Raw genomic sequence first — 20728 nt, forward strand, 5'->3', positions numbered from 1 at the left:
ATAAAATCAGGGCGCTACAGAATAGAGGTGATTTACCGACATTTTCAGGGCGCGGGGCACGTTAAAGCAAGCCAGGCGTGTGTCGTTCCCTGTAACACAATACAGTGAAGATGCACGTTATGACCCGCAGGTCACGCCTGTGTGCACGCTTTGCGATTATTGGCAGGGGCAAAAAGGATGTGGCGTGGCGATGCGAGGGAGACGATCCGGCCGCAAAAACAGCCGGATCCCCTGCTGCATAACGCTTAAACCGCCAGCGTGAACCCACGGCCATTGCGGTCGAGATTGGCGTTATAGGCTTCGTCCTGCGCGAACTGCGCCGACCATTTGCCGATCAGCACGCCAAGGGCCTGTTCGGGCGCATGCACCACACCCGAATGCACCACCTGAACATGCGGGGTCCAGACAGTCAGATAACCTGCCTGCGCAGCCTTGAGACACAGATCGACGTCACCCAGCGACTCGGCAAACGCCCCTTCATCCAGGCCACCCAGCGCGTCAAACAGCTCCTTGGCAATGATCAGGCACGCTGATGACACGGCAGAGTAGTTCTGCTCCACCACCAGGCGCTGCATGTAACCTCGGGACGTCTTCGGCTCGCCGACAAAGCCTGAGCCCACGCCGCCATTGAGCCCTAAAATCAGGCCTGCCTGGGTCACCGTGCCCTCGCGGTCCACCAGACGTGCGCCGACCACGCCGACTTCCGGGCGCTGTACCTGATTGAGCAGTGACTCAATCCAGCCCACGTTGACGATCTGGCTCTCGGCATCCAGCAGAATCAAGTACTCACCCTTGGCTTCCTGACTGACCAGATTGCGCAACGCTGCGGTGCTCACACGCTGATCGGCGCGGAATACGCGCACCCGGCTGGACAACTGTTGCTGCTGGTCAAGCCAGGTCGACAGCTCGGCAGAGGTACTGGCGTTATCGCCAATCAACACTTCATAGCGCTGATAGCGGGTGCGCTGCAAAATGCTGTGCAGGCAACGCTGCAATTGCGGCAGATTGTCCTGGCTGTGCAGCAGAATCGAGACCATCGGCCGATGAGCATGGCGATAATCAATCTTGTAGGTGCCGGGCAATGCCGAACTGACTTCAGCCTGATAACCACGCTGGCCCAGATGACGGGTAAGCGCTTTTTGCTCGTCCGGATTGTCTTCAAGCTCGGGCGCATCGCAGATCAGTACCGGCTCGCTCAAATGCGCCAGACCGCTCATGCCGCCCTGTTCGATCAAGCGCAGCAGCAGGTCGAATTCCAGCGCCTTGGGAAACTCTCGCGAATAACCGCCTGCCTCGACCAACAGTTCGCGACGCACCAGCCAATGCCGAGCGGCCAGCGTCGGCACACTCTGCAACAGATCCAGGTTGAAGCCCGGACGGAACAACGGTGCCAGGGTGCCATTGGCTTGACGGTGAATTTCATCCACCGCGACCGCCCGGCATTGCCCAGCGTCAAGCAGCTCGGCACTGGCCAGCAACAGACCGCTGCGAGTGAACTCTTCACCCGCCTGCACCAGCATCAGCCAGTCGCTGGACGCCTGTTTGACGACCTGATTGATCTTGTCGACATAATTGCTTTCGGCGACTTTAACGAAGTGCAGCGTGTCGTTCAGGGTGGTGGTTGCTGGCAGGTCGCCGGTGGTAAACACCACGACCTTGAACGCCCTATAATGGCTGTTGATCAGGCTGTCGAAAGTTGCCTGCAGCTTGAACACGTCGGCTTCCAGATCAAGCAGCAAAATACCAATCTGCGAACCTGCTGGCCGACGCGCCAGCTGCGCAGTCAGCTTTTTCAGTTGTGCCGGGGCCGGATCACGTGAATCGAGCCAGTCGAGCAACTTGCCGGAAGCCATACTTTTCAGCAACTGGCTGTTATCGAATGCGGAATCGGACTGCAAACGCTGGCCCCAGGCGACGATGCGCTCGGCGCATTCAATGTCTTCCTCGTCCTCGGACTTGCCCAACTCCTCGGCCAGACTTTGCACGACACTGTGGCTGAAGGCATATCTTGCGTAGGCTTGCCACAAACGGCTCAACAGTGACTCGGCGTCCGGGTTGCTCTGCACACGCAGCAGCTCGGCCTGTTTGACCAGCACCGCCTCAAGCCCTTCCAGTTGCGCATGACCTGCCGGCAACAGATGGATCAAAAACTCGATTCTCGCCAGCTCATCGAACAGTGGCTGGTTGTAGAACGGCAGCTCAACGAACTGGCGAGGCTCGAACAGCGCATCTGCCTGCGCCAGCGCGACGTTCCACACCGAACTGATGATTTTTTCGCCCGCTTGGTAAGGCTGGGTTTCGAGGCATTCAGCCATGGCTGCGAGGCCGGCCAATATGTGCTGCGCGCCCTGCTCGCCGTCAAAACCCGGAACATTGCCCAGCGTCGAGACAACCCTGCGCGCAAGCGTCTCGCGCTCGGCTTTCGCCTTGGGGTCGATGTGTTTGACCGCCCCTGCAATGGCAGCGCCATAGCGATGCTCTGCCTCCTTTTCAGCGTTGACGTGCAACGCATAGGGAATGGGCAGGATCCGTAGCGCAGCAGCCGCAACCAGAAAGCTCATCTGGCCGATGTCCTGCCAGTGCAGCTCGGTGCCCTCAGGCACCGACGTGAACCACTGACGCGCCAGCCCGGTCCGGGTCACGGCGTTGAGCAGCGACAGGCTCTGACCCATAAAGCTCAGAAGCCGCTCATCGGCCTGATCAGACGCGTAGTCCTCATGAACCTTGCGGTCGCGGCGAAAATAATCAACGCGATCAACGTAGGCCTGATAACCCAGGCTATAGCCTTGGCAAGCGCCATAATGCTCGTTGGCTTCAAGGAAATTCACCGCCTCGGTGAGCGCATCAGGCAGCAGGAAACTGTCGACCTGTGCGTACGCCACAAAGGGGGTGGACACCTGCTTGAGGCCTTCTGCAATTCTGGCGCTGAGACCGGCTTCACTGAGCGCGGCATTGTGGATGTACTGCAGGCCGGCACGCTCGGCAACCTGTGCGTCGGGCGCAGGCGAAGCATCGACCACAATCAGATTGCACGGGTGGCTGCTGTAGTACTTCAGGGCACGACGCAGGAAGTCCGACTGATTCTCGGCAAGCAACAGCAGGGTCAGACGCTGGCTCAACGGGGTGGTTTCATTTCCAGAATGGCTTTGCATGAGCTTTCCTTAATAGCGTACCGATGGCGCCTTGATCCTGTTGACCAAAAGACATCCTGATAACCCGAAGGCCCGGTCAACGCAAGAGCAAAACAGCACAGCTCCAGCCGTCAGTTGGCTGGAGCGCATTAAACAGGTCGAGTCAGTCGGGCAACCAGCCATTGGCCCAATATTGCAGATTTTCGCCACGCAACATGAAATCGCGCAGCACCGTTTCGCGCAACTCATCGCCTATGCGGTAGCTGGCATTAGGGTCGGACAAGTGCATGCGAATCGCCTGCAACCACTCTTCGGAGCTGTTGGTGTAGACACGGGTGGCCGGCAAATGGCCGCGATAGGCTTCGGTGTCCGAACAGATGACCGGGTAGCCGCACGCGCCGTACTCCAGCAGACGCAAGTTGCTCTTGCAGTCATTGAAGATATGAAACTCAAGCGGCGCAAGGGCCAGGTCAAGGTTCAGGCTGGCCAGCTTGGCCGGGTACGTTTGCAGGCTGACCGCAGTATGAAACTCGTGAATGTAGGGTTTGAGCAAGTCCGGGCACATGCCGAAGAACACCCACTCGACTTCATCGGCCAGTTCGCGCACCACATCGACAATCAGCTCAAGATCACCCCGGTGACTGGTCCCTCCGCCCCAGCCGATACGCGGCTTGCCGGAGGTGCGACGCTGGCTTTTGAGGCTGCTCCACAAGTGCGGCGCCAACATGTTAGGCACTACGCGAATGTCACTGTGCATGCTCGACAGCGCCTGGGCCAGCGGCTGGGTCGACACCACCACGCGGTCGCACAGGCCTATGCCCTTGCGCACCATCTCGCCAATGTTGTCGGGCATGCTGCGCCGGTGCTCGTTTCGCTCGGGCACATCGATGATGTAGTCATCCAGCTCAAAAATGCGCATGGCATTCGAATAGCTCTTGGCCAGAACAATATCTTTGATCTTGGGTTCGGAATAACGCCCTTGAAAAACAATAACATCCGGACGCTGGCGCTCGACCTCAACAGGCGTAATAGACTCATAAGACATCCGGCCAACCACTCGCCCGGCCGCGATCAATTCAAGCATCGGCTGACTGACTCGGTAGTGGCCCACTGCCGATGAGTTGACCAGCATGCCCAGAATCGAAGGCAGATGACGGGTGCAGAACGGCTCCCAACCCATCTGCAAACCAGGGTCAAGATCGAAGGCCTGCACCTCGGTGAGGTTCAGATTGGAGTTGTAGGCCGGGTCCCGGGCCATTTTCGGCAGCCATTTTTCGAAAAACAATTGCTGCTCGTTGTCCAGCGCCTGACGCGACGCCTCGGATCGTGCCGCGGCAGCGGGCTCGGCCAGTACCAGTGACGAATCCGGCGTGCCGACAATCAGGTAGCCTTCACGTCCGACCCGCATGCACAGGTCCAGGTCCTGCAATCCTTGAGTGAAGGTTGCCGCCTCCATTGCGCCTGCGCCGTCGAATACGTCCTTGCGCACCATCAGGCAATTGCCACTGACCGCGCTCCAGTTCTGCGTCAGTTGCAGGCGCTGCATGTAGCTGCTTGAGCCCGCCGGGTAATTGATGAAGGGCCGACCCGCCAGCCCGTCCATACCCATCACCATCCCCGCGTAGAGAATATTGCCCTGCGGGGTGAGGATTCGTGGCCCGACGATACCCACCTCGGGGCGCTGGGCATGGTTGAGCAAGCCTTGCAGCCAGTCCGCCTGATGCAGCACGGCGTGTGGGCTGAGCATGAGCAGATAGTCGCCATTGGCGTGCCGGGCGGCGAGGTTCTGCGCGCTGGCTTCGCTGCCCGGCTCGGTCAGCGAATAAATGCGCAGCTTGTCGCTGCCCAACTCGCTCATCGCGGCAAACCAGGCGCGGGTGTCCGCGCTCTCGCTGGCATTGTCGACGATCAGCACTTCGTAATGAGGGTAGGTGGTATTGCTGAGCAGGCTTTCTACACAGCGCTCCAGTGCTGACAGTTGATCCCGAGTAGTGATGATCACCGATACCAGCGGGCTGGCCGCATGCCGGTATTCGATCCGGTTCAACAGTGGCAACTGATCATGGTGGATAACGTGCTCTCGGCCAATGCGCGAAAGATGGGCCGATACCACCGACTCGTTGTGCTTGATCACCTGAGGCAGCGACAGCCATTGCGCGAAGGTCAGGGTCGATTCCACCTGAACCTCGGCGATGTGTTCGATGGCCTGAGGCCCGACGCCTTCCACCAGGCGCCAGACGAAATCGTGCGGCGCCAGTTCGCCGTGCACAGGGTCCAGGCCGCCCGTGTCCAGCAGATTGCGGCGCTGGAACGCCAACGTACGGCCGACATACGGATAGGCCCGCATCAGGTCCAGATTGAAATCAGGCTTGAAAATCGGCTCGCAGGATTTTCCATCGACCAGTGCGCCTTCGTCGCTGTAAACGCACAGCAGACCTTCGTGTTGCGCGATTCGCTCAGCCAGCACCAGCAGCGACGGCTGGGTCAGCCGGTCCCCGGCACGCAGCAGATAAACCCAGTCAGCGTTCTCCAGCAGCGGCAGCACTTCGTTCAACTGGCGCGCCCAGTCCGGCTGTAAGGAGAAGCGCAGCACCTGCGCATCGTCAACCTCGGCATTGGTCAGCACCACCACCGAATCAGCGGCGTAATCCTGCTCGGCAATGCCGCGCAGGGTGATGTCCAGCCCCTCGGCATCGCCAAACGGGTCGATGACCACCGGAACAATGCGCGGCTGCCATGCCCACTGGCCGATGCGCTGCTCGATCAGTTTTCTCTGCGGTGCGGTAAATTGCCGACACGACAACCACTCGGTGTAAAGCTCGGCGTAGGTTTCGCTTTTGCTGCCCACCCGGCTGTGCATGACGCCCTGGCGACTGGCCATTATCCCGTAAAGGCCGACCTCGTCCCACTCACGCGGCTGTTCCAGCGCCTTGCGCAAAGGCAAAAAGCGCACCCAACCTTGGGCGGGAGCCTGCTCACCGCTGCGGGCCTTGAGCATTTCATCCAGCCAGCCCCATTCGGTGGTCGCCTTCTGAATCGTGTCTGGCTGGCTGCTGAAACGACCTGGATGCTGCCGCTCGACGTTTTGAATAGTGTGCAGGGCCGCCAAGTTGCCCCGACGCAGCAAGCAAATGAACAGCGCGAAATCCAGCAGTGCGAGAAAACCCTGTCCTGACTGAGCAATAGAAGGCAGGTACTCCAGAACATCGACACGGCGCATCAGGGCAGCACTAAACCCACCCAGATAATTGCGTGGCGTGCGCTCGAAAATCGCCAGCATGTCCACGCCCTTGAACACCGCGTCGTAGGGCACCAGCCCGACGTTTTCAAGGCGGGGCGGCAATACATAGTCATCAATGTCGACCAGATGCCGTCGGCCAACCACCAGGCTCACGTCTTCATAGGCATCCAGAACACTTGCCTGATTGGCGATGAAATACGGAAAGAGGCGGTCGTCGTCACACAGAAACTTGATGTATTCGCCGCGCGACTCTTCCAGGCACTTCAGCAAGTTGCCTTGAAACCCCAGCCGCTGCGGGTTGCGCACGTAACGTGCGAGGTTGCTGGATGCGGGCACCAACTCGTCGAAAATATCCCTGATTTCATCAGTACGGCAATCGTCGCAGACGATGATCTCCAGATTGTCGTAAACCTGATTCAAGGCACTTTGCAGCGCGGCGTGGAAGAACCGGGGATTGAAGGCGGGAATGACGATACTGACGAGGGGGGCTGAATTCACTATTACAGACTCGCGAGCGGCGGGAAGCTACCGGTCAAGTAGCCTCCCTCACCGCTGAAATAAAGACGGCGGATGCTCAACGCCAGGATTACAGCTGGCTGAACAGGTTCAGCTTGGACAACTGGACGAATACCTGCTGGGAAGCGTCCAGCATGGTCTTCTGCAACGTCAACCGGGTAGTGGCCTCGACGATATCGGCGTTGACATAGGTGCCCTGCTCAACCGTGTTGTTGCCCTTGAGCAGCTCGTTGGTCGTCCCTTGCGCCGTCGCCGCCAATTGACGTGCACCGCCCGCGGAGCGCGCTGTGGACGCCTGATCAATGCTGCTCGAAATGTTGCCAAGCGCGGAGCCCAACGCGGCATCGAGCTTTTGCGAAGCGACCAGATTGCCATCAGTGGGTGTCGATAACGCCTTGATCGCTGCGGTAAGCGTGTTGAGGATGTTCTCGGTCTGGTGCGTGCCGGACTCCACGACGAACTGATCACCGGCTGCCGGCGTACCGCTAACGGTAAAGTTGACGCCCGACGCATTGGCGGTCGAACCGGTCAGTGTGCCACTCGACACCGGCTTGCTGCTGCTGGTGACGGGCGACGCATACAGGTCGTAGGCGGTGGCGCTGGTGAACTTGAGAATCGCGCCATTGGGCGGGAAGGTGTTGTTGAACGCCGTGCGGTCAGCCGTTGTGTTGCCCACCGCCGAACTGCTGATAGTCGCAGCCGACGTGTTGCCCGGGCTGCGCGAGGCCGAGACCGTGTCTGGCGTTGAGGCCAGTTCATAGCTGCGATTGGTCAGGGCGGTAGCGGCGGTTGCCGCCGTGGCGGACTCGGCGGCTGACAGGTTGACGTTCATGGTCAGCTCTACACCGCGAAAGGTGAAGGTCTGGTCAGCGAACGAGGCGTAGTTGAATTTACCGGCAGACGAGGCATCGGTCGTGACATCGGTGCCCGTGGCATCGGTGATCTTGAACTGCGTGCCGCTGAGGAACGTCATGGTGTACGGTTCGCCAGACTGATAACCGGAGTTATAGGCGCTGGTGGACGTGACCTGACCGCCCGTCAGGCCGACCTTGCCGTCGTCGGTCGCAGGCGACAGCAGCGTCGACGAGGTACGGGTGGTGTTGACCGCTTGCTCGAATGCCTCATGGCCTGTGGTGTTGCTTGGAAGCACCAGGCCATCACCAATCGCCAGATTGACGCTGGTCTGGTCGCCGCTGTAGCTATAAGTACCGTCTGCGTTCTGCGCGTACGGCGGTGCCGAAGACTTGGAGCCGGCGAAAATGTACTGTCCGTTGGCGTCCTGGCTGTTCATCAAGCCGAGAATCTGGCTCTGATACTGTTTGAGCTCGGCGGCCTTGGCCAGGCGGTCGGAGTCGGTGTAGGCACCGTTGCCGGCCGACACGACCACTTCACGAGCCGCCTGCATCGTATCGACGATGCTGGTCAGCGCGGTTTCGGAATTGACGATGTTGGTGTTGATCGTGCCGATGTTCGACGCGTACTGGGTCAGCATGGAGTTCTGCTGAGCCAGTTGCAGAACGCGTGCAGCACCTACCGGATCATCACTGGCGGTATTGAGCTTGATACCGCTGGTGACCTCATCACCGGTCTTGATCACATTCGCATAATTACGCTGATAGTTGGCATTGGTGGATTCGAAGAACTGGGTAGTTGAGATCCGCATGGTTCACGACTCCTTAAAGGCTGTTGATCAGCGTGCTGAAAATGGTTTGGGCCGCCTTGATGATCTGCGACGAGGCCGTGTAGTACTGCTGATACTTGATCAGGTTGGCCGCTTCTTCATCGAGCGATACGCCCGAAACCGAATCACGCGCAGACTTGGCCTGTGCAACGACTGCCGCACTGGCGGTGACATCACTCTTGCCCTGCCCTGCCAGTGTACCGACGACCGACACCAGATCAGAGTAAGCGCCGGACAGGCTGGTGCCCACGCCGCCATTGGTGACGCCGACGGTCTTGGCGGTCTGCAGCCCCACTATTGCCAAGGCATTGCGGTTGTCCGAAGAGCCGGCACCGGTCAGGCCGATGCTGAACGTGTCATTGGCCAGTGGCGAGCCGGACAGGGTCATCTGCACTTCGAACGCCGCCTTGCTGGCTGGCGTAGTCGTGTTATCGGTGTAACCGACGCTCAGCTTGAGCGCGTTGCTCTGACCCTGAATGATCGTGCCGCTCACCGCGGTGCCATTCTGGTCGAGCACAGGTGAGCCACTTGCATTGATCAGCGTGTAGCTTTGAACACCGGTGCTGCTGACCGCGCCCATCACCAGCTTCATCGGCGCGGAGTCTTTGACCGCGTTACGCAGGTCAGCCGTCTGAACGCTGTTGTAGATGTTGGATTTGGTGCTCAACACCGGCTGGGTAAAGCCACCTGTGCCCGAGTTGCTTGCCCCGGCAGTCGCGGTCAATGGCGCGGCGGCTGCAATGTCCTTGGGATCGGTCAATACCACCGAAATACCCGAGGCACCGTTGCGTGTCGGGGTGACCTTGAAGATGTCGCCCGCAGCCAGCGCATTGCCTTTGAGGCTGACACTGAAGCCGTCGAATTGCTTGGGCGGGTTGTCTGTCAGCGCACCGGTGCCGACGCTTTCGCCGTTGGGCAGGCGTCGCACCGTGAAGTTGGAGGCGTCGTTGAAAGTGACTTCATAGTCGTCGGCAGTCAGCTTGCTGGTATCACCAATGGTCACGTCCAGGTTGCCGGAACCGGCGCTGTTGGTGGTTTTGCCGGTACTGCGCTGCGAAATGGCGTCGGCACTGTTGATGTTGGCGTACAGGCTGCTGCCGAAGTTGCCTTTGCTGTCGATGCCCTGGCTCATCTGGCTATTGACCTGATCGGCCAGCACCATCGCCGCACGACCGAGTTCATTGGTCGCAGGCACCAGTACATCGGAGCGGTAACGCAGCAGGCCGCCGATCGAGCCACCGGTAATCACCGAGGTCACGTCAGTCTTGGTCTGGCCGTAAGCGATCTGCACGTTGTACTGCAGCGGATCGGCCGGGCTCGGGGTCGCCGACATGGTGTACGACGTGCCGCCACTGACCAGCGACTGGCCAGTACCGGTATAAATATCGTAGTTGCCGTTGTTTTCGACCACTTTCACGCCGACCAGACCGTTGAGCTGGCGGACGGCTTCGTTGCGCGAATCGAGCAGCGAGTTGGGCGTGGTGTTGCCCGCCCCGGCCTGGGTGATCTGTTTGTTCAGGCTTGCCAGCGTCGTGGTCAGCTCGTTGACCTGTTTGGTGAAGGTGGTGAGCTGGGCATTGACGTTGTCATTCTGCGACGACAACTGCGAAGCGACCGAATTGAAACGCGAGCTCAAGGCAGATGCCTGAGTCAGGAATGACGAACGGTCCGACGACTGCGTGGCATTGGTGGCAATGCCCTGCATCTTGGTGAAAAAGTCAGCCAGCTGCGTGGACACGCCGGTCGCGCTGTCGGACAGCAGCGTATCGGTCTTGCTGGCCTGGCCGGAATACGCAACCGCGTCGGCGCTCAGGGCAGTACTGGTTTGCAATTGGGCATCAAGGTAGCCGTTGTAGATGCGACGCACGTCGGACAGCGTCGTACCGGTGCCGATGTAACCGACACCCAGACCGATATTGATCTGTGCCGAAGCCGTGGTCATCACCTGCTGACGCGAGTAACCGGCGGTATCCACGTTGGCCGTGTTGTTACCGATGGTGTTGATCGCGGCACTGCTGGCATTGATACCTGAGAGCCCAATTGAAATCAGCGACATGATTCAAAACCTTATAAAGTCGTGGAAGAGCCCGTTGCAGCGGCGTAAGTCTGGTAACTCTTCATCTGCTTCGCGATCTGCGAAATCTTGCTGGCATAGGCCGGGTCAGTTGCATACCCGGCCTTCTGCAATTCTTTTACAAACTGTTCCGGTTTATCGGCCGAGTTGACCACATCTTTATAACGATTGTTGTTCTGCAGCAGGCTGACCAGGTCGTGGAAGCTGTCGGCGTAGGAGTCGTACGAGCGGAAGTCTGCCGTCTCCTTGACCATCTTGCCGTCGCGGAACTCGCTGGTGATGGCGCGCGCTTCGGCACCCTTCCAACTGCCAGCGGCCTTGATGCCGAACAGGTTGTGACTGCTGCTGCCGTCCTGCTGACGCATGATCGACTTGCCCCAGCCGGTTTCCAATGCCGCCTGCGCGACCAGCATGACCGGGTCGACGCCGATGCGCGCTGCCGCTTCCTTGGCGAGCGGCAACATGGTCTCGACAAACTGGTCGGCGTTGCTGAAAGCGCGCTTGGCTGGCGCCAGCGGTGGCTGGGCCATGGAGCGAACGTATTCCGGCGCAGGTGCCAGGTTGGGATCAAGTGTCCAGTCGCCGTTGTTACCGGGCGTGCTGGCGGTCGCGCGAGTCGGTGCCGGGCTGTTGCTGACGGCGGCCGTGGCAGAAGGAACGATGCCTGCCAGCAGCCGATCGGTGAGTTTGGTCGGCAACGACAGACGACGGGCATTGAGCGCCGCCATGTCATTGCGCCCTTCACCGGAGGCCGAAACGGCGGCAGCCGCCTGATCCGCTGCTGCCGAACGCGTGGCCCACAGCGGACGTTGGTAGACGCTGGTCGCCAGGCCGGTCTTGGCCGGTGCTGCGTCGGTCGCCGTTGCAGCCTTGGCGGTGTCGGTGGTGTTTGTCGCCGCCGCGTGGTTGATGCCCTTGTCTTTCGACAATTGGCGCATCAGCACATCCTGCAGGCCGATACCGTTGCCGCGCGTGGACAATGTGACCGCCAGTTGCTGGTCATACATGTCCTGATACTGGCGCGTGGCCGGAGTATTCATCGGATTGTCCTTGGCCAGCACTTCGTTGGCCGAACGCATGGCCTTGAGCATCTGGCTGACGAACAGCGACTCGAACTCCTGAGCAACCTTCTTCTGGTTGGCCACGCTGTCCTTGTCGCCATGCTTCAACGCCGCCAGCCGGTTGACGTCGGTGTAGGCACCGGAGTCGACCGCTGACGAAATTCCGCTCTTGGGCATGTCCATACTCGACTCCTCAGATGACGATCAGGTCGGCTTGCAAAGCGCCGGCCTGTTTCAGGGCTTCGAGGATGGCCATCAGGTCACCGGGCGCAGCGCCCACCTGATTGACCGCACGGACGATCTCGTCCAGCGTGGTGCCTGGACCAAATTTGAACATCGGGTGCAGCTCTTGCTGGGCGTTGACCCGCGAGCGTGGCACAACAGCGGTCTGGCCACCGGACAAGGCACCCGGCTGGCTGACAATCGGGTCTTCGGTGATGGTCACGGTCAGGCTGCCGTGGGTCACAGCGGCAGGCGACACCTTGACATTCTGACCGATGACAATAGTGCCGGTCCGCGAATTGATGATGACCTTGGCAGCGGTCTGGCCCGGATCGACTTCCAGGTTTTCCAGAATCGACAGGTAATCGACACGCTGGCCCGGATCAAGCGGCGCGGTCACACGCACCGAACCGCCGTCCAGCGCCTGGGCAACGCCAGGGCCGAGCAATTCGTTGATCTTGTCCACAACCCGCTTGGCCGTGGTGAAGTCGGAACGGTTGAGGTTCAGGGTCAGGGTATTGCCCTGATTGAAGCCACTCGGTACCGAACGCTCGACCGACGCACCACCGGGAATACGGCCCGACGACGGAACGTTAACCGTGATTTTCGAGCCATCGCGGCCTTCTGCGTCAAAACCGCCGACCACCAGGTTGCCCTGCGCAATGGCGTAGACGTTGCCGTCGACACCTTTCATCGGCGTCATCAACAACGCACCGCCGCGCAGGCTCTTGGAGTTACCGATCGAGGACACGGTGATATCGACCGTCTGACCCGGCTTGGCAAACGCTGGCAGATCCGCGTACACCGCAACGGCCGCGACGTTCTTCAACTGCACGGTGCCCGAACCTGCCGGCACCTTGATGCCGAACTGCGAGAGCATGTTGTTGAAGGTCTGCAGCGTGAACGGGGTCTGGGTGGTCTGGTCGCCCGTACCGTTGAGCCCCACCACCAGACCGTAACCGATCAATTGGTTGGCCCGCACGCCGGAGATGCTGGCGATGTCTTTCAGACGTTCGGCGTGTGCGCCGAACGCTGCAGACAACAGCAAGGTCGCGGCTATCAGTTGCTTGAGCTTGATCATGTCTATCCCGCTATCAGAAAGGGAACAACGGGCTGAGGAAGAACCGGTCGAACCAGCCTGGCTGGCTGGTATCGGCAAAGGCTCCGGTCCCCGAATAGGTAATACGTGCATCGGCAATACGGGTAGAAGACACCGTGTTGTCGGTTGCGATGTCATCGGCGCGCACCAGGCCGGCAATGCGTACCAGTTCGTCACCGGTATTGAGCGTCATCCACTTCTCGCCACGCACGGACAGAATGCCGTTGGGCAGCACATCCGCAACGGTCACGGTAACCGAGCCGGTCAGGCTGTTGCTCTGCGCGGCCTTGCCGTCACCCTTGGTGGTGCGGGCGCCGTTGTAGCCTGCGCTGAGGCTCAGGTCGTTGCCGCCAATCGGGTTGTTGGTGGTCAGGCCCGAACCGAACAGCGAGGTCAGACCAATACTGTTGGTGCTGTCCTTGCTCATTGCCGAGGTCGCCGCCTTGCTCGCTGCCATACGCTCGGAAAGCGTGATGGTTATGATGTCGCCGACGCGGAACGCCTTGCGGTCGCCGTACAGGTTCTGCTCGAAGCCGGCCTGATAGATAGCGCCATTGTTCGAAGCGGCCGACATGGGCGTACGCGGCAACACCGGAGCGTAGTAAGGGTCATTGGGCTTGGCCGCCGGCGCAACACAACCAGACAGCAGGGTGATCCCGCACAATGAAGCGATCAACACTGAAAAACGCGGAAAACCAGGGCGGTTCATGACACTTGAAACCTCGCGGTGTAGCAGGCGCTTATCAGGCGCCCCGTCGGATTGAGCAGTTTTACCAACAGCAACATCAGGGCCTTACAGGTTCTGAGTCAGGTTTTGCAGCATCTGGTCAGCCGTCGAGATCACTTTGGAGTTCATCTCGTAAGCGCGCTGAGTCGTGATCATGTTGACCAGTTCCTCGACGGTGCTGACGTTGGAGTTTTCCAGAGTGTTCTGCAGGGTCGGGCCCAGGCCGTTGAGGCCGGGCGTGCCGATCTGCGGCGCGCCGCTCGAACCGGTTTCCAGGTACAGGTTGCCACCGATGGCCTGCAGGCCAGCCGGGTTGATGAAGTCGGCGGTCTGGATGTTGCCGATGATCTGCGGCGTGGCGGTTGCACCTGCCAGCGTCACCGAAACAGTACCGTCCTGGCCGACCGTGAAGGTCTGGGCATTCTGCGGAACCACAATCGCAGGCTCCAGAGCGTAGCCATTGGCAGTGACGATCTGGCCGTTGGCGTCCAGGTGGAACGTACCGTCGCGGCTGTAGGCCACGGTGCCGTCAGGCTGGGTCACCTGGAAGAAACCGCGACCGTTGACCGCCAGGTCCAGCGGGTTGTTGGTGGTTTGCAGGCTGCCAGCAGTGAAGTTCTTCTGCGTGCCGACGATGCGCACACCGGTACCCAGTTGCAGGCCCGATGGCAGCTCGCTGTCCTGAGTGGACTGAGCACCTGGCTGACGCTTGATCTGATACAGCAAGTCCTGGAACTCGGCACGATCACTCTTGAAACCTGTGGTCGAAACGTTCGCCAGGTTGTTGGAGATGGTGGTCAGGTTGGTGTCCTGAGCGGCAAGGCCGGTTTTGGCGACGTATAGTGCAGGAAGCATGTGTGTTCTCCTCAAGCGCCGGTTTGTCGGCGCAAGCTGTCATTGATTAGCCAAGTTGCAAGACGCGAGCCATCGACTGGTCGTCTTCTTCGGCGGTCTTCATCATCTTGACGTGCAATTCGAATTGACGGGACAAGGCCAGCACCGAAGTCATTTCCTCGACCGCATTGACGTTGCTCGCCTGCAGAAAGCCGGACTCGACCTGAACGGTGGCGTCTGCATCGGCAGGCCGGCCGCTCTTGGTGTGGATCAGGCCATCGGGGCCTTTTTCCATGGTTTTGAGGTCAGGCTTGACCAGCTTGATACGGTCGACCTGCGCCATCACCTGCGGGCTCTCGCCCAGCGAGCGAATGCTGATCGTGCCGTCGGCGCCGATCTCGATCTGCTGCTGCGGCGGCACGGCAATCGGACCGCCGTTGCCCATTACCGGCAAACCACTGCCGTCGCGCAACACACCCAGGGCGTCGATGTTCATGCCGGAGCTACGTGTGTAGGCTTCGCCACCGTCGGGAGTCTGCACGGCAATCCAGCCATCGCCCTTGATGGCGATGTCCAGTTCGCGGCCGGTCTCGACCATCGCGCCACCGGAGAAGTCAGTACCCGGACGCTCGCTCATGGCGTAGGCACGCGACGGCATGACCTCGCCAAACACCGGCATCGAGCGGGCCTGTTCAAGGTCACGCATGAAGCCATTGGTCGAAACGTTTGCCAGGTTGTTGGCGTGAGCCTTCTGCGCAATCGCGTTTTCGGATGCACCGCTCATGGCGACGTAAAGCAACTTGTCCACAGTCTTCCTCCTCCGACAGACGCTTGCCGCCTGTAGCTGTTCTGAAAGGGTTAAAGCAATTTTTGAACCAACTTGTCAGCCTCGATACAAATGCCTGATTAACCAGCAAAAACCGGCACGCGACGATCACCTTCCGGCAAAGCGCCTTCCAATAGCGGCGGCGGACTGCCGCCTGCTGATCATCGAGCAGGACACACCGCCAAAAAAACTTCATCGACACGCGCTTACAGGCGAATGGACAGTGATAATCTTGCAGGCACCCCAGCCTTGAACGGGAACTGTCATGCCTTTTCGTATGTGCGTTGTCGGCGTCGCAACCGCGAGCCTGATGACCTTCGCCCTGCTTTGCCAGGCTGCCCCTGCCCACTATTACCGATGGCAGGGCGACAGCCGGATTGTCTGCGCCCAGACCAGCCCGGGGCCAGGCTGGACCCGCCTGAAAGGTCACTTCGTGAAATCCGACTGCTCAATCTGATCAGGTCGACTGAATCAGCGTCTGCATGACCGTCGCCTCCGTCGATATCGCCTTGGAGTTGGCCTGATACGCCGTCTGCGCCTGGATCAACGCAATCAGCTCATCGGCCAATACCACGTTGGAGCCCTCCAGCGCGCCGCCGACCAGACTGCCCAGCGTGCCGACGCCCGGCACCTCGTAATCGGCAACGCCGGACTCTGCGGACTCTGTCCAGCGAGTATCGCTACGCGCCTGCAAACCCTGCGGGTTGGCGAAGCTGGCGAGTATCACCTGGCCGATATTCTTGTTCATGCCGTTGGTAAAACCGGCGCGCAGGATGCCATCACGCCCCACACTCAGACTGCTCAACTGCCCCGCTGCATGCCCGTCCACGTGGGTCGAGGAACGCGAGCTGGCAGCGTTGTGCTGTAGCAGGTTGGTGAAGTCCAGTTCAATGCCGTTTGCACTGCCGGCCGCGCCGTTGGACACCCAGCGATCCTGCCCCGTTACCCGCTCGGCAGGCATTGCCGGCGTCCAGCCGTTAAGCTGCAGCCCGCCGCCGTTGGTGCTCACCAGCCCCGAACTGCCGGTCAGCGAACGCACCGAACCGCCGGAATCAAAAACGATGTTAGCCGTCAGCGGCTCGGTGGAATCGGGCATCTGCGGGTTGCGCCCGTCAATCAGTACATGCATGCGCCAACTGTTGTTGCCATCCTTGACGAAATACTGTTTCAGCTCGTGCTGATTGCCCTGACTGTCAAAAATCGCATTGGCAAACATATCGCTGTAGGTTTTCAGGTCCAGCGAATCAAACGCCGGAACGGGTCGATCCATCACCGCGTCGGCCGGATCAAGCATACTGGCTGACCCATCGATCAACGGCAGCGAAACCGCACCGCCACTGGCCGCGCCATTGCTCATCCAGGCCCCATTCACCTCGTGAGCCGGCCGCCAGCCCTGCAGGGCAAACTCGGTGTCGGAAATCTTGCGCAGGTGCTGACTATTGCCGCTGTACGAAAGCGACCCGTTGGGCTTTTGCTCGAGGGTGACGTGTAAAGGGGCCACGCTGTTGGGGTCCACCGGATTACGCCCGTCGACCAGCACATACATAGACCACTGGCTGTCGCCGGTCTTGACGAAATACTGCTTGAGTTCATGATCTGCCGCGGGCACCGCGCCAGCACCGGTGCCAGACCCTGCGTCCTGAATGGTTCGGCCGATGGCACGGGTGTAAGTGGCGGGGTCGGCAGGGTCGAACGCCGGCAACCGGGCAAGTGACGGCAACGAGGCGTCGAGGTTGATGTTCTCGGCAACCCGCGTCGTGGCTCTGGCGGCCACATTCGAGGTGTCAATCTGCAGGTCGGTGCGCAGGCCGCGCATAATCTCGCCCTTATCGTTGGCGGCGTATCCCTGCAGGCGTCCGCCGTCGCTGTCGACGACGAAATTGGCCGCATCCTTGAGGAAAGCTCCGGCCCGGGTATAGGCAAGCGATCCTTTGTCGCTCACCACAAAAAAGCCGTTGCCCTGAATGCGCATGTCCAGCGGGTTGCCGGACGTGGTCATGCTGTCGCCCTGATTGAAATTCTGCTGGGTCGCGGCAAGGCGCACACCGTCGCCAATCGCATTGCGGCCACTGCCCAACTGGGCAGATGAATACAGTGCCGAGAACTGCGCCCGCGATGACTTGAAACCGATGGTCCCGGAGTTGGCAATATTGTTGCCCGCCACTTCCAGTCTTTTGTTTGCAGCGTTAATACCACTGATCGCTGTATTGAATGACATGAGCACTTCCTTGCCACACGTGGCAGTTTATAAGGAAGTTTTATTCTCACACCATCGTGCGTAGGAAGTTTCCAAGCCCAACGACTGAACTTTCCGTAAGTTTTAAACTTGCCGGATACTTCATCAGGCTGAAAAAAATATAAAAAAAAGCCCCTTCGAAAAGGGGCTTCATTCAATGCGTCACACTATCAAGTCATCTGAATAGTGGTCTGCATGATGGTGCTTTGAGTGGAGATGGTCTTGGCGTTAGCCTGGTAGTTGCTCTGCGCCTTGATCAGGTTGACCAGTTCCATTGTCAGGTCGACGTTGGACTCTTCCAGCGCCTGACCGGTGATGTAACCCAGGGTACCGGACTCCGGAACGCCGCTCACCGGAACGCCAGAGGCGAAGGTTTCACGCCAGTTGGTACCACCCGCCTGCGCCAGACCCTGGACGTTGGCGAAGTTGGTCAGCGAAGTCTGACCGATCACCTGAGATTTGCCGTTGGTGTAAGTCGCGAACAGATTACCGGTCGCATCGACGCTCATGGCGCTGAGCTGGCCAGTGGCGTAACCGTCCTGATCCTGAGTGATCAGACCCGACACCGACGCGGTCTGGGTGATGCCAGCCATGTTCAGCTTGATGGAAGCACCCGTGGCACCATTCGCCACCCAACTGGTGGTCGTGCCGGTACCGGTCTGCACACCCGGTACCCAGTTGGCGACGGTGAAGGTGCCGTCAGTGTTGAACTTGATGTTCGCGCTGTCGGACGGCACGGTGCCCGGTGCTGCAACCACCAGATTACCCGAGGAGTCGAATGTCAGGTCGTTCTTGTCAGCTGCGGTGGTGGTCGGGTCGGAAATGCTGCGACCGTCCATCAGCGAGTACATGGACCAAGTGTTGGTGCCGGTCTTGACGAAGTACTGATCCAGCGTATGCGCGTTACCCTGAGTGTCGTAGGTTGGCGTGCTGTACTTCATGTTGTACGACTTGGTGTCGGTAGCATCGAACGTGGTAAGGGTCGGCAAGGCAGTAGTGGAGTTCAGGTTGGCAACGTTAGTGATCGCCGAGGTCGCCTTGGGCTCGAGGTTGGACGAGTCCACCTTCAAGTCGCTCAGCGCACCAGTGACCACACTGCCGTTGGCATCAACGTTGTAACCCTGCAACTTCATGCCGCCGCTGTTGACGACAAAGCCTTCCTTGTCGGTGTGGAATGCACCGGCACGGGTGTACAGCTTCTCGCCGTTATTACTGAGCATAAAGAAACCGTTGCCGTTGATGGCAAGGTCAAGGCTGTTGGCAGTACCGGTTGTCAGGTTGCCCTGAGAAAACTGCTGAGAAACCGCTGCGGTCGATACACCGCTGCCCACGTTAGTTTGCCCGGACGTGCCGCGAATAGACTGGGCATACTGGTCGGCAAACTCCGCACGCGAAGACTTGAAGCCGGTCGTTGCAACGTTGGCAATGTTGTTGCCGGTAACGTCGAGACTTTTGTTTGCAGCATAGAGCCCACTAAGGCCGATATTGAAAGACATGTTTCACTCCTGCGCCTGGTAGGCTCTACAATCCGATGGTTTGAACTTTGGACAAGGCAACACTGCCGCTGGCCAGATTGAGCATTGTTTCTGCACCATTCACACCCAACGTGACGCTGTTGACCGTGGCAGGCAGGTAAGTCGAAAGCTGTGTGTTCTTGCCGTCAACCGAACCTTCAGCCTTGAAGGTGTAGTTGCCCGACGCAACCGGGGCACCGTCGCCGTCGGTACCGTCCCAGGCGAAGCTGATGGTGCCGGCTTTCTGCGCACCCAGTTCGACGGTGTCGACCAGGTTCGATTGCGCGTCATAAACCTTCACACTCGTCGCCGAAGTGGCGCTCGGCAAAACAATCGAACCGGTCATGCCCTTGGTGGTATCCACGGTGGTGGAGCTCGAATCGATGATTACCGAGCGGCCGACCAGCGACGATGCCTGCAAGGCCTGCGACGACTGATAGCTGGAGGCAATCGTGTCAACTGTCTTCGTCAGGTTCTGCATGCTTTCAAGGCTGCTGAACTGCGCCAATTGGGCCACGAACTGCGTGTTGTCCTGCGGGTCCAGCGGGTTCTGGTTCTTCATCTGGGTCACGAGCAACTGCAGGAACGCGTCTTTGCCCAGCGTGCCGGTAGAGTTCGTCGCGGTCGCAGTGGGGTTCTGCAACTTGTCCAGAAATGTCGATGAAACGGTGCTTGATGAGGTGCTATCAACGGCCATAACGTTCGCCTTTTATCACTGACCGAGGGTCAGAACCTTCTGCATCATGGATTTAGCGGTGTTCATGATTTCAGCGTTGGTCTGGAAAGACCGGCTGGCAGAAATCATGTCGGCCATTTCTTCCACGACATTGACGTTGGGGTAATAGACATACCCGTCCTTGTCAGCGGAAGGATGATTGGGCTCGTAGCGCGCTTCGAGGTTGGAACTGTCTTCGATGATGCCGTTGACCTGAACGCCCTGCCCCGCTTCGCCCTGATCCTGGAACAACGAACCGCCTGTGGACTGCTGACCCTGCATCACGGTGGCAAACACCGGGTGACGGGCGCGATAGGTCTGGTCCATGCTCGACGACACGGTCTCGGCGTTGGCGATGTTACTGGCCGTAGTGTTCAGACGCGTGGTCTGTGCACTCATGGCGCTACCGGCAATGTTGAACACATTGGCTAGTGACATGAATTATTCTCCGCGAAGGGCTGCAACCAGCCCTTTGAACTTGCTGTTGAGCAATGTGAAGCTGGCTTGGAAGCCCATGGCGTTCTCGGTATAACTGGCCGTCTCGACCTGCGAGTCAACGGTGTTCTGGTCCAGCGAAGGCTGCGACGGCGTGCGATACATCAGCGTGCCATCGTCATTCCCCATGCCCTCGGCTTCGATATGGCGGCTGTTGGTCTTGTTCAGCGCGAAATGACCGTTCTGGGCCTTGTCGTTTTCGGCAGCCAGCACCGAAGAGAACTCCAGATCGCGAGCCTTGAAATTCGGGGTGTCGGCGTTGGAAATGTTGTTGGCCAACACCTCTGCACGCTGAGCCCGGAAGTTCAGAGCCTTTTCATGTATGCCTAGTGCTTTATCGAAGCTGATGCTCATGT

Annotated in this window: 15 protein-coding genes; 1 reads left to right on the plus strand and 14 read right to left on the minus strand. The window is 59.4% G+C overall.

Annotated elements, in window-relative coordinates; translation table 11 throughout:
- Positions 1 to 245: 245 nt before the first annotated feature.
- The 9 genes from QRN38_RS23840 to QRN38_RS23880 form a co-directional block, all read right to left on the minus strand.
- The gene (locus tag QRN38_RS23840) at positions 246 to 3152 is read right to left on the minus strand and encodes a glycosyltransferase (protein WP_057418950.1); all 2907 of its coding nucleotides are present in this window, start codon (positions 3150 to 3152) and stop codon (positions 246 to 248) included.
- A 142-nt stretch (positions 3153 to 3294) separates the two neighbouring features.
- Positions 3295 to 6870, minus strand: a complete 3576-nt coding sequence (locus QRN38_RS23845; RefSeq protein ID WP_057418949.1) for a glycosyltransferase — start codon at positions 6868 to 6870, stop codon at positions 3295 to 3297.
- Between the two features lie 88 nt (positions 6871 to 6958).
- A complete protein-coding gene (locus tag QRN38_RS23850) occupies positions 6959 to 8551 on the minus strand; it encodes a flagellar hook-associated protein 3 (RefSeq protein ID WP_007244379.1) in 1593 nt (530 codons plus the stop codon).
- Positions 8552 to 8564: 13 nt separating this feature from the next.
- A complete protein-coding gene (flgK, locus tag QRN38_RS23855) occupies positions 8565 to 10625 on the minus strand; it encodes a flagellar hook-associated protein FlgK (RefSeq protein ID WP_024667607.1) in 2061 nt (686 codons plus the stop codon).
- Between the two features lie 11 nt (positions 10626 to 10636).
- The gene (gene flgJ, locus QRN38_RS23860) at positions 10637 to 11887 is read right to left on the minus strand and encodes a flagellar assembly peptidoglycan hydrolase FlgJ (RefSeq protein WP_005767021.1); all 1251 of its coding nucleotides are present in this window, start codon (positions 11885 to 11887) and stop codon (positions 10637 to 10639) included.
- 10 nt (positions 11888 to 11897) lie between these two features.
- Complete coding sequence (locus tag QRN38_RS23865; RefSeq protein ID WP_005767023.1) at positions 11898 to 13007, minus strand: flagellar basal body P-ring protein FlgI; 1110 nt, start codon at positions 13005 to 13007, stop codon at positions 11898 to 11900.
- Between the two features lie 13 nt (positions 13008 to 13020).
- Positions 13021 to 13734, minus strand: coding sequence for a flagellar basal body L-ring protein FlgH (gene flgH, locus QRN38_RS23870; protein WP_005767025.1), 714 nt, complete (start codon positions 13732 to 13734; stop codon positions 13021 to 13023).
- Between the two features lie 84 nt (positions 13735 to 13818).
- Positions 13819 to 14607 (minus strand): flagellar basal-body rod protein FlgG, encoded by a 789-nt coding sequence (gene flgG, locus QRN38_RS23875; protein WP_002554310.1) that lies wholly within the window; start codon positions 14605 to 14607, stop codon positions 13819 to 13821.
- Positions 14608 to 14653: 46 nt separating this feature from the next.
- Positions 14654 to 15394, minus strand: coding sequence for a flagellar basal body rod protein FlgF (locus tag QRN38_RS23880; RefSeq protein WP_005767027.1), 741 nt, complete (start codon positions 15392 to 15394; stop codon positions 14654 to 14656).
- A gap of 283 nt (positions 15395 to 15677) precedes the next feature.
- Between QRN38_RS23880 and QRN38_RS23885 the strand changes: the two genes are divergently transcribed.
- Positions 15678 to 15869: a hypothetical protein gene (locus QRN38_RS23885; protein WP_057418948.1), complete on the plus strand. Its 192-nt coding sequence runs from the start codon at positions 15678 to 15680 to the stop codon at positions 15867 to 15869.
- Here QRN38_RS23885 and QRN38_RS23890 read toward each other — a convergent pair whose 3' ends face one another.
- From QRN38_RS23890 to flgB, 5 genes are all read right to left on the minus strand, one after another.
- Entirely contained in the window at positions 15870 to 17630 is a 1761-nt protein-coding gene (locus QRN38_RS23890) for a flagellar hook-basal body complex protein (RefSeq protein ID WP_057418947.1), read from the minus strand. It lies immediately after the preceding gene.
- A gap of 188 nt (positions 17631 to 17818) precedes the next feature.
- Positions 17819 to 19144, minus strand: coding sequence for a flagellar hook protein FlgE (gene flgE, locus QRN38_RS23895; protein ID WP_005767033.1), 1326 nt, complete (start codon positions 19142 to 19144; stop codon positions 17819 to 17821).
- A gap of 25 nt (positions 19145 to 19169) precedes the next feature.
- On the minus strand, positions 19170 to 19859 hold the full coding sequence (gene flgD, locus QRN38_RS23900) for a flagellar hook assembly protein FlgD (protein WP_057418946.1): 690 nt from the start codon (positions 19857 to 19859) through the stop codon (positions 19170 to 19172).
- Positions 19860 to 19874: 15 nt separating this feature from the next.
- Entirely contained in the window at positions 19875 to 20315 is a 441-nt protein-coding gene (gene flgC / locus QRN38_RS23905) for a flagellar basal body rod protein FlgC (protein ID WP_002554316.1), read from the minus strand.
- Positions 20316 to 20318: 3 nt separating this feature from the next.
- Positions 20319 to 20726, minus strand: a complete 408-nt coding sequence (gene flgB / locus QRN38_RS23910) for a flagellar basal body rod protein FlgB (protein WP_005767037.1) — start codon at positions 20724 to 20726, stop codon at positions 20319 to 20321.
- Positions 20727 to 20728: the final 2 nt, after the last annotated feature.

This window comes from Pseudomonas sp. CFBP2511 (genome assembly GCF_030209255.1).
Lineage (GTDB): Bacteria > Pseudomonadota > Gammaproteobacteria > Pseudomonadales > Pseudomonadaceae > Aquipseudomonas > Aquipseudomonas avellanae.

Coding starts and splice junctions, on each gene's coding strand:
- QRN38_RS23840 (WP_057418950.1), bottom strand. CDS start 3,152: ATGCAAAGCCATTCTGGAAATGAAACCACCCCGTTGAGCCAGCGTCTG.
- QRN38_RS23850 (WP_007244379.1), bottom strand. CDS start 8,551: ATGCGGATCTCAACTACCCAGTTCTTCGAATCCACCAATGCCAACTAT.
- flgK (WP_024667607.1), bottom strand. CDS start 10,625: ATGTCGCTGATTTCAATTGGGCTCTCAGGTATCAATGCCAGCAGTGCC.
- flgJ (WP_005767021.1), bottom strand. CDS start 11,887: ATGGACATGCCCAAGAGCGGAATTTCGTCAGCGGTCGACTCCGGTGCC.
- QRN38_RS23865 (WP_005767023.1), bottom strand. CDS start 13,007: ATGATCAAGCTCAAGCAACTGATAGCCGCGACCTTGCTGTTGTCTGCA.
- flgH (WP_005767025.1), bottom strand. CDS start 13,734: ATGAACCGCCCTGGTTTTCCGCGTTTTTCAGTGTTGATCGCTTCATTG.
- flgG (WP_002554310.1), bottom strand. CDS start 14,607: ATGCTTCCTGCACTATACGTCGCCAAAACCGGCCTTGCCGCTCAGGAC.
- QRN38_RS23885 (WP_057418948.1), top strand. CDS start 15,678: ATGCCTTTTCGTATGTGCGTTGTCGGCGTCGCAACCGCGAGCCTGATG.
- QRN38_RS23890 (WP_057418947.1), bottom strand. CDS start 17,630: ATGTCATTCAATACAGCGATCAGTGGTATTAACGCTGCAAACAAAAGA.
- flgE (WP_005767033.1), bottom strand. CDS start 19,144: ATGTCTTTCAATATCGGCCTTAGTGGGCTCTATGCTGCAAACAAAAGT.
- flgD (WP_057418946.1), bottom strand. CDS start 19,859: ATGGCCGTTGATAGCACCTCATCAAGCACCGTTTCATCGACATTTCTG.
- flgC (WP_002554316.1), bottom strand. CDS start 20,315: ATGTCACTAGCCAATGTGTTCAACATTGCCGGTAGCGCCATGAGTGCA.
- flgB (WP_005767037.1), bottom strand. CDS start 20,726: ATGAGCATCAGCTTCGATAAAGCACTAGGCATACATGAAAAGGCTCTG.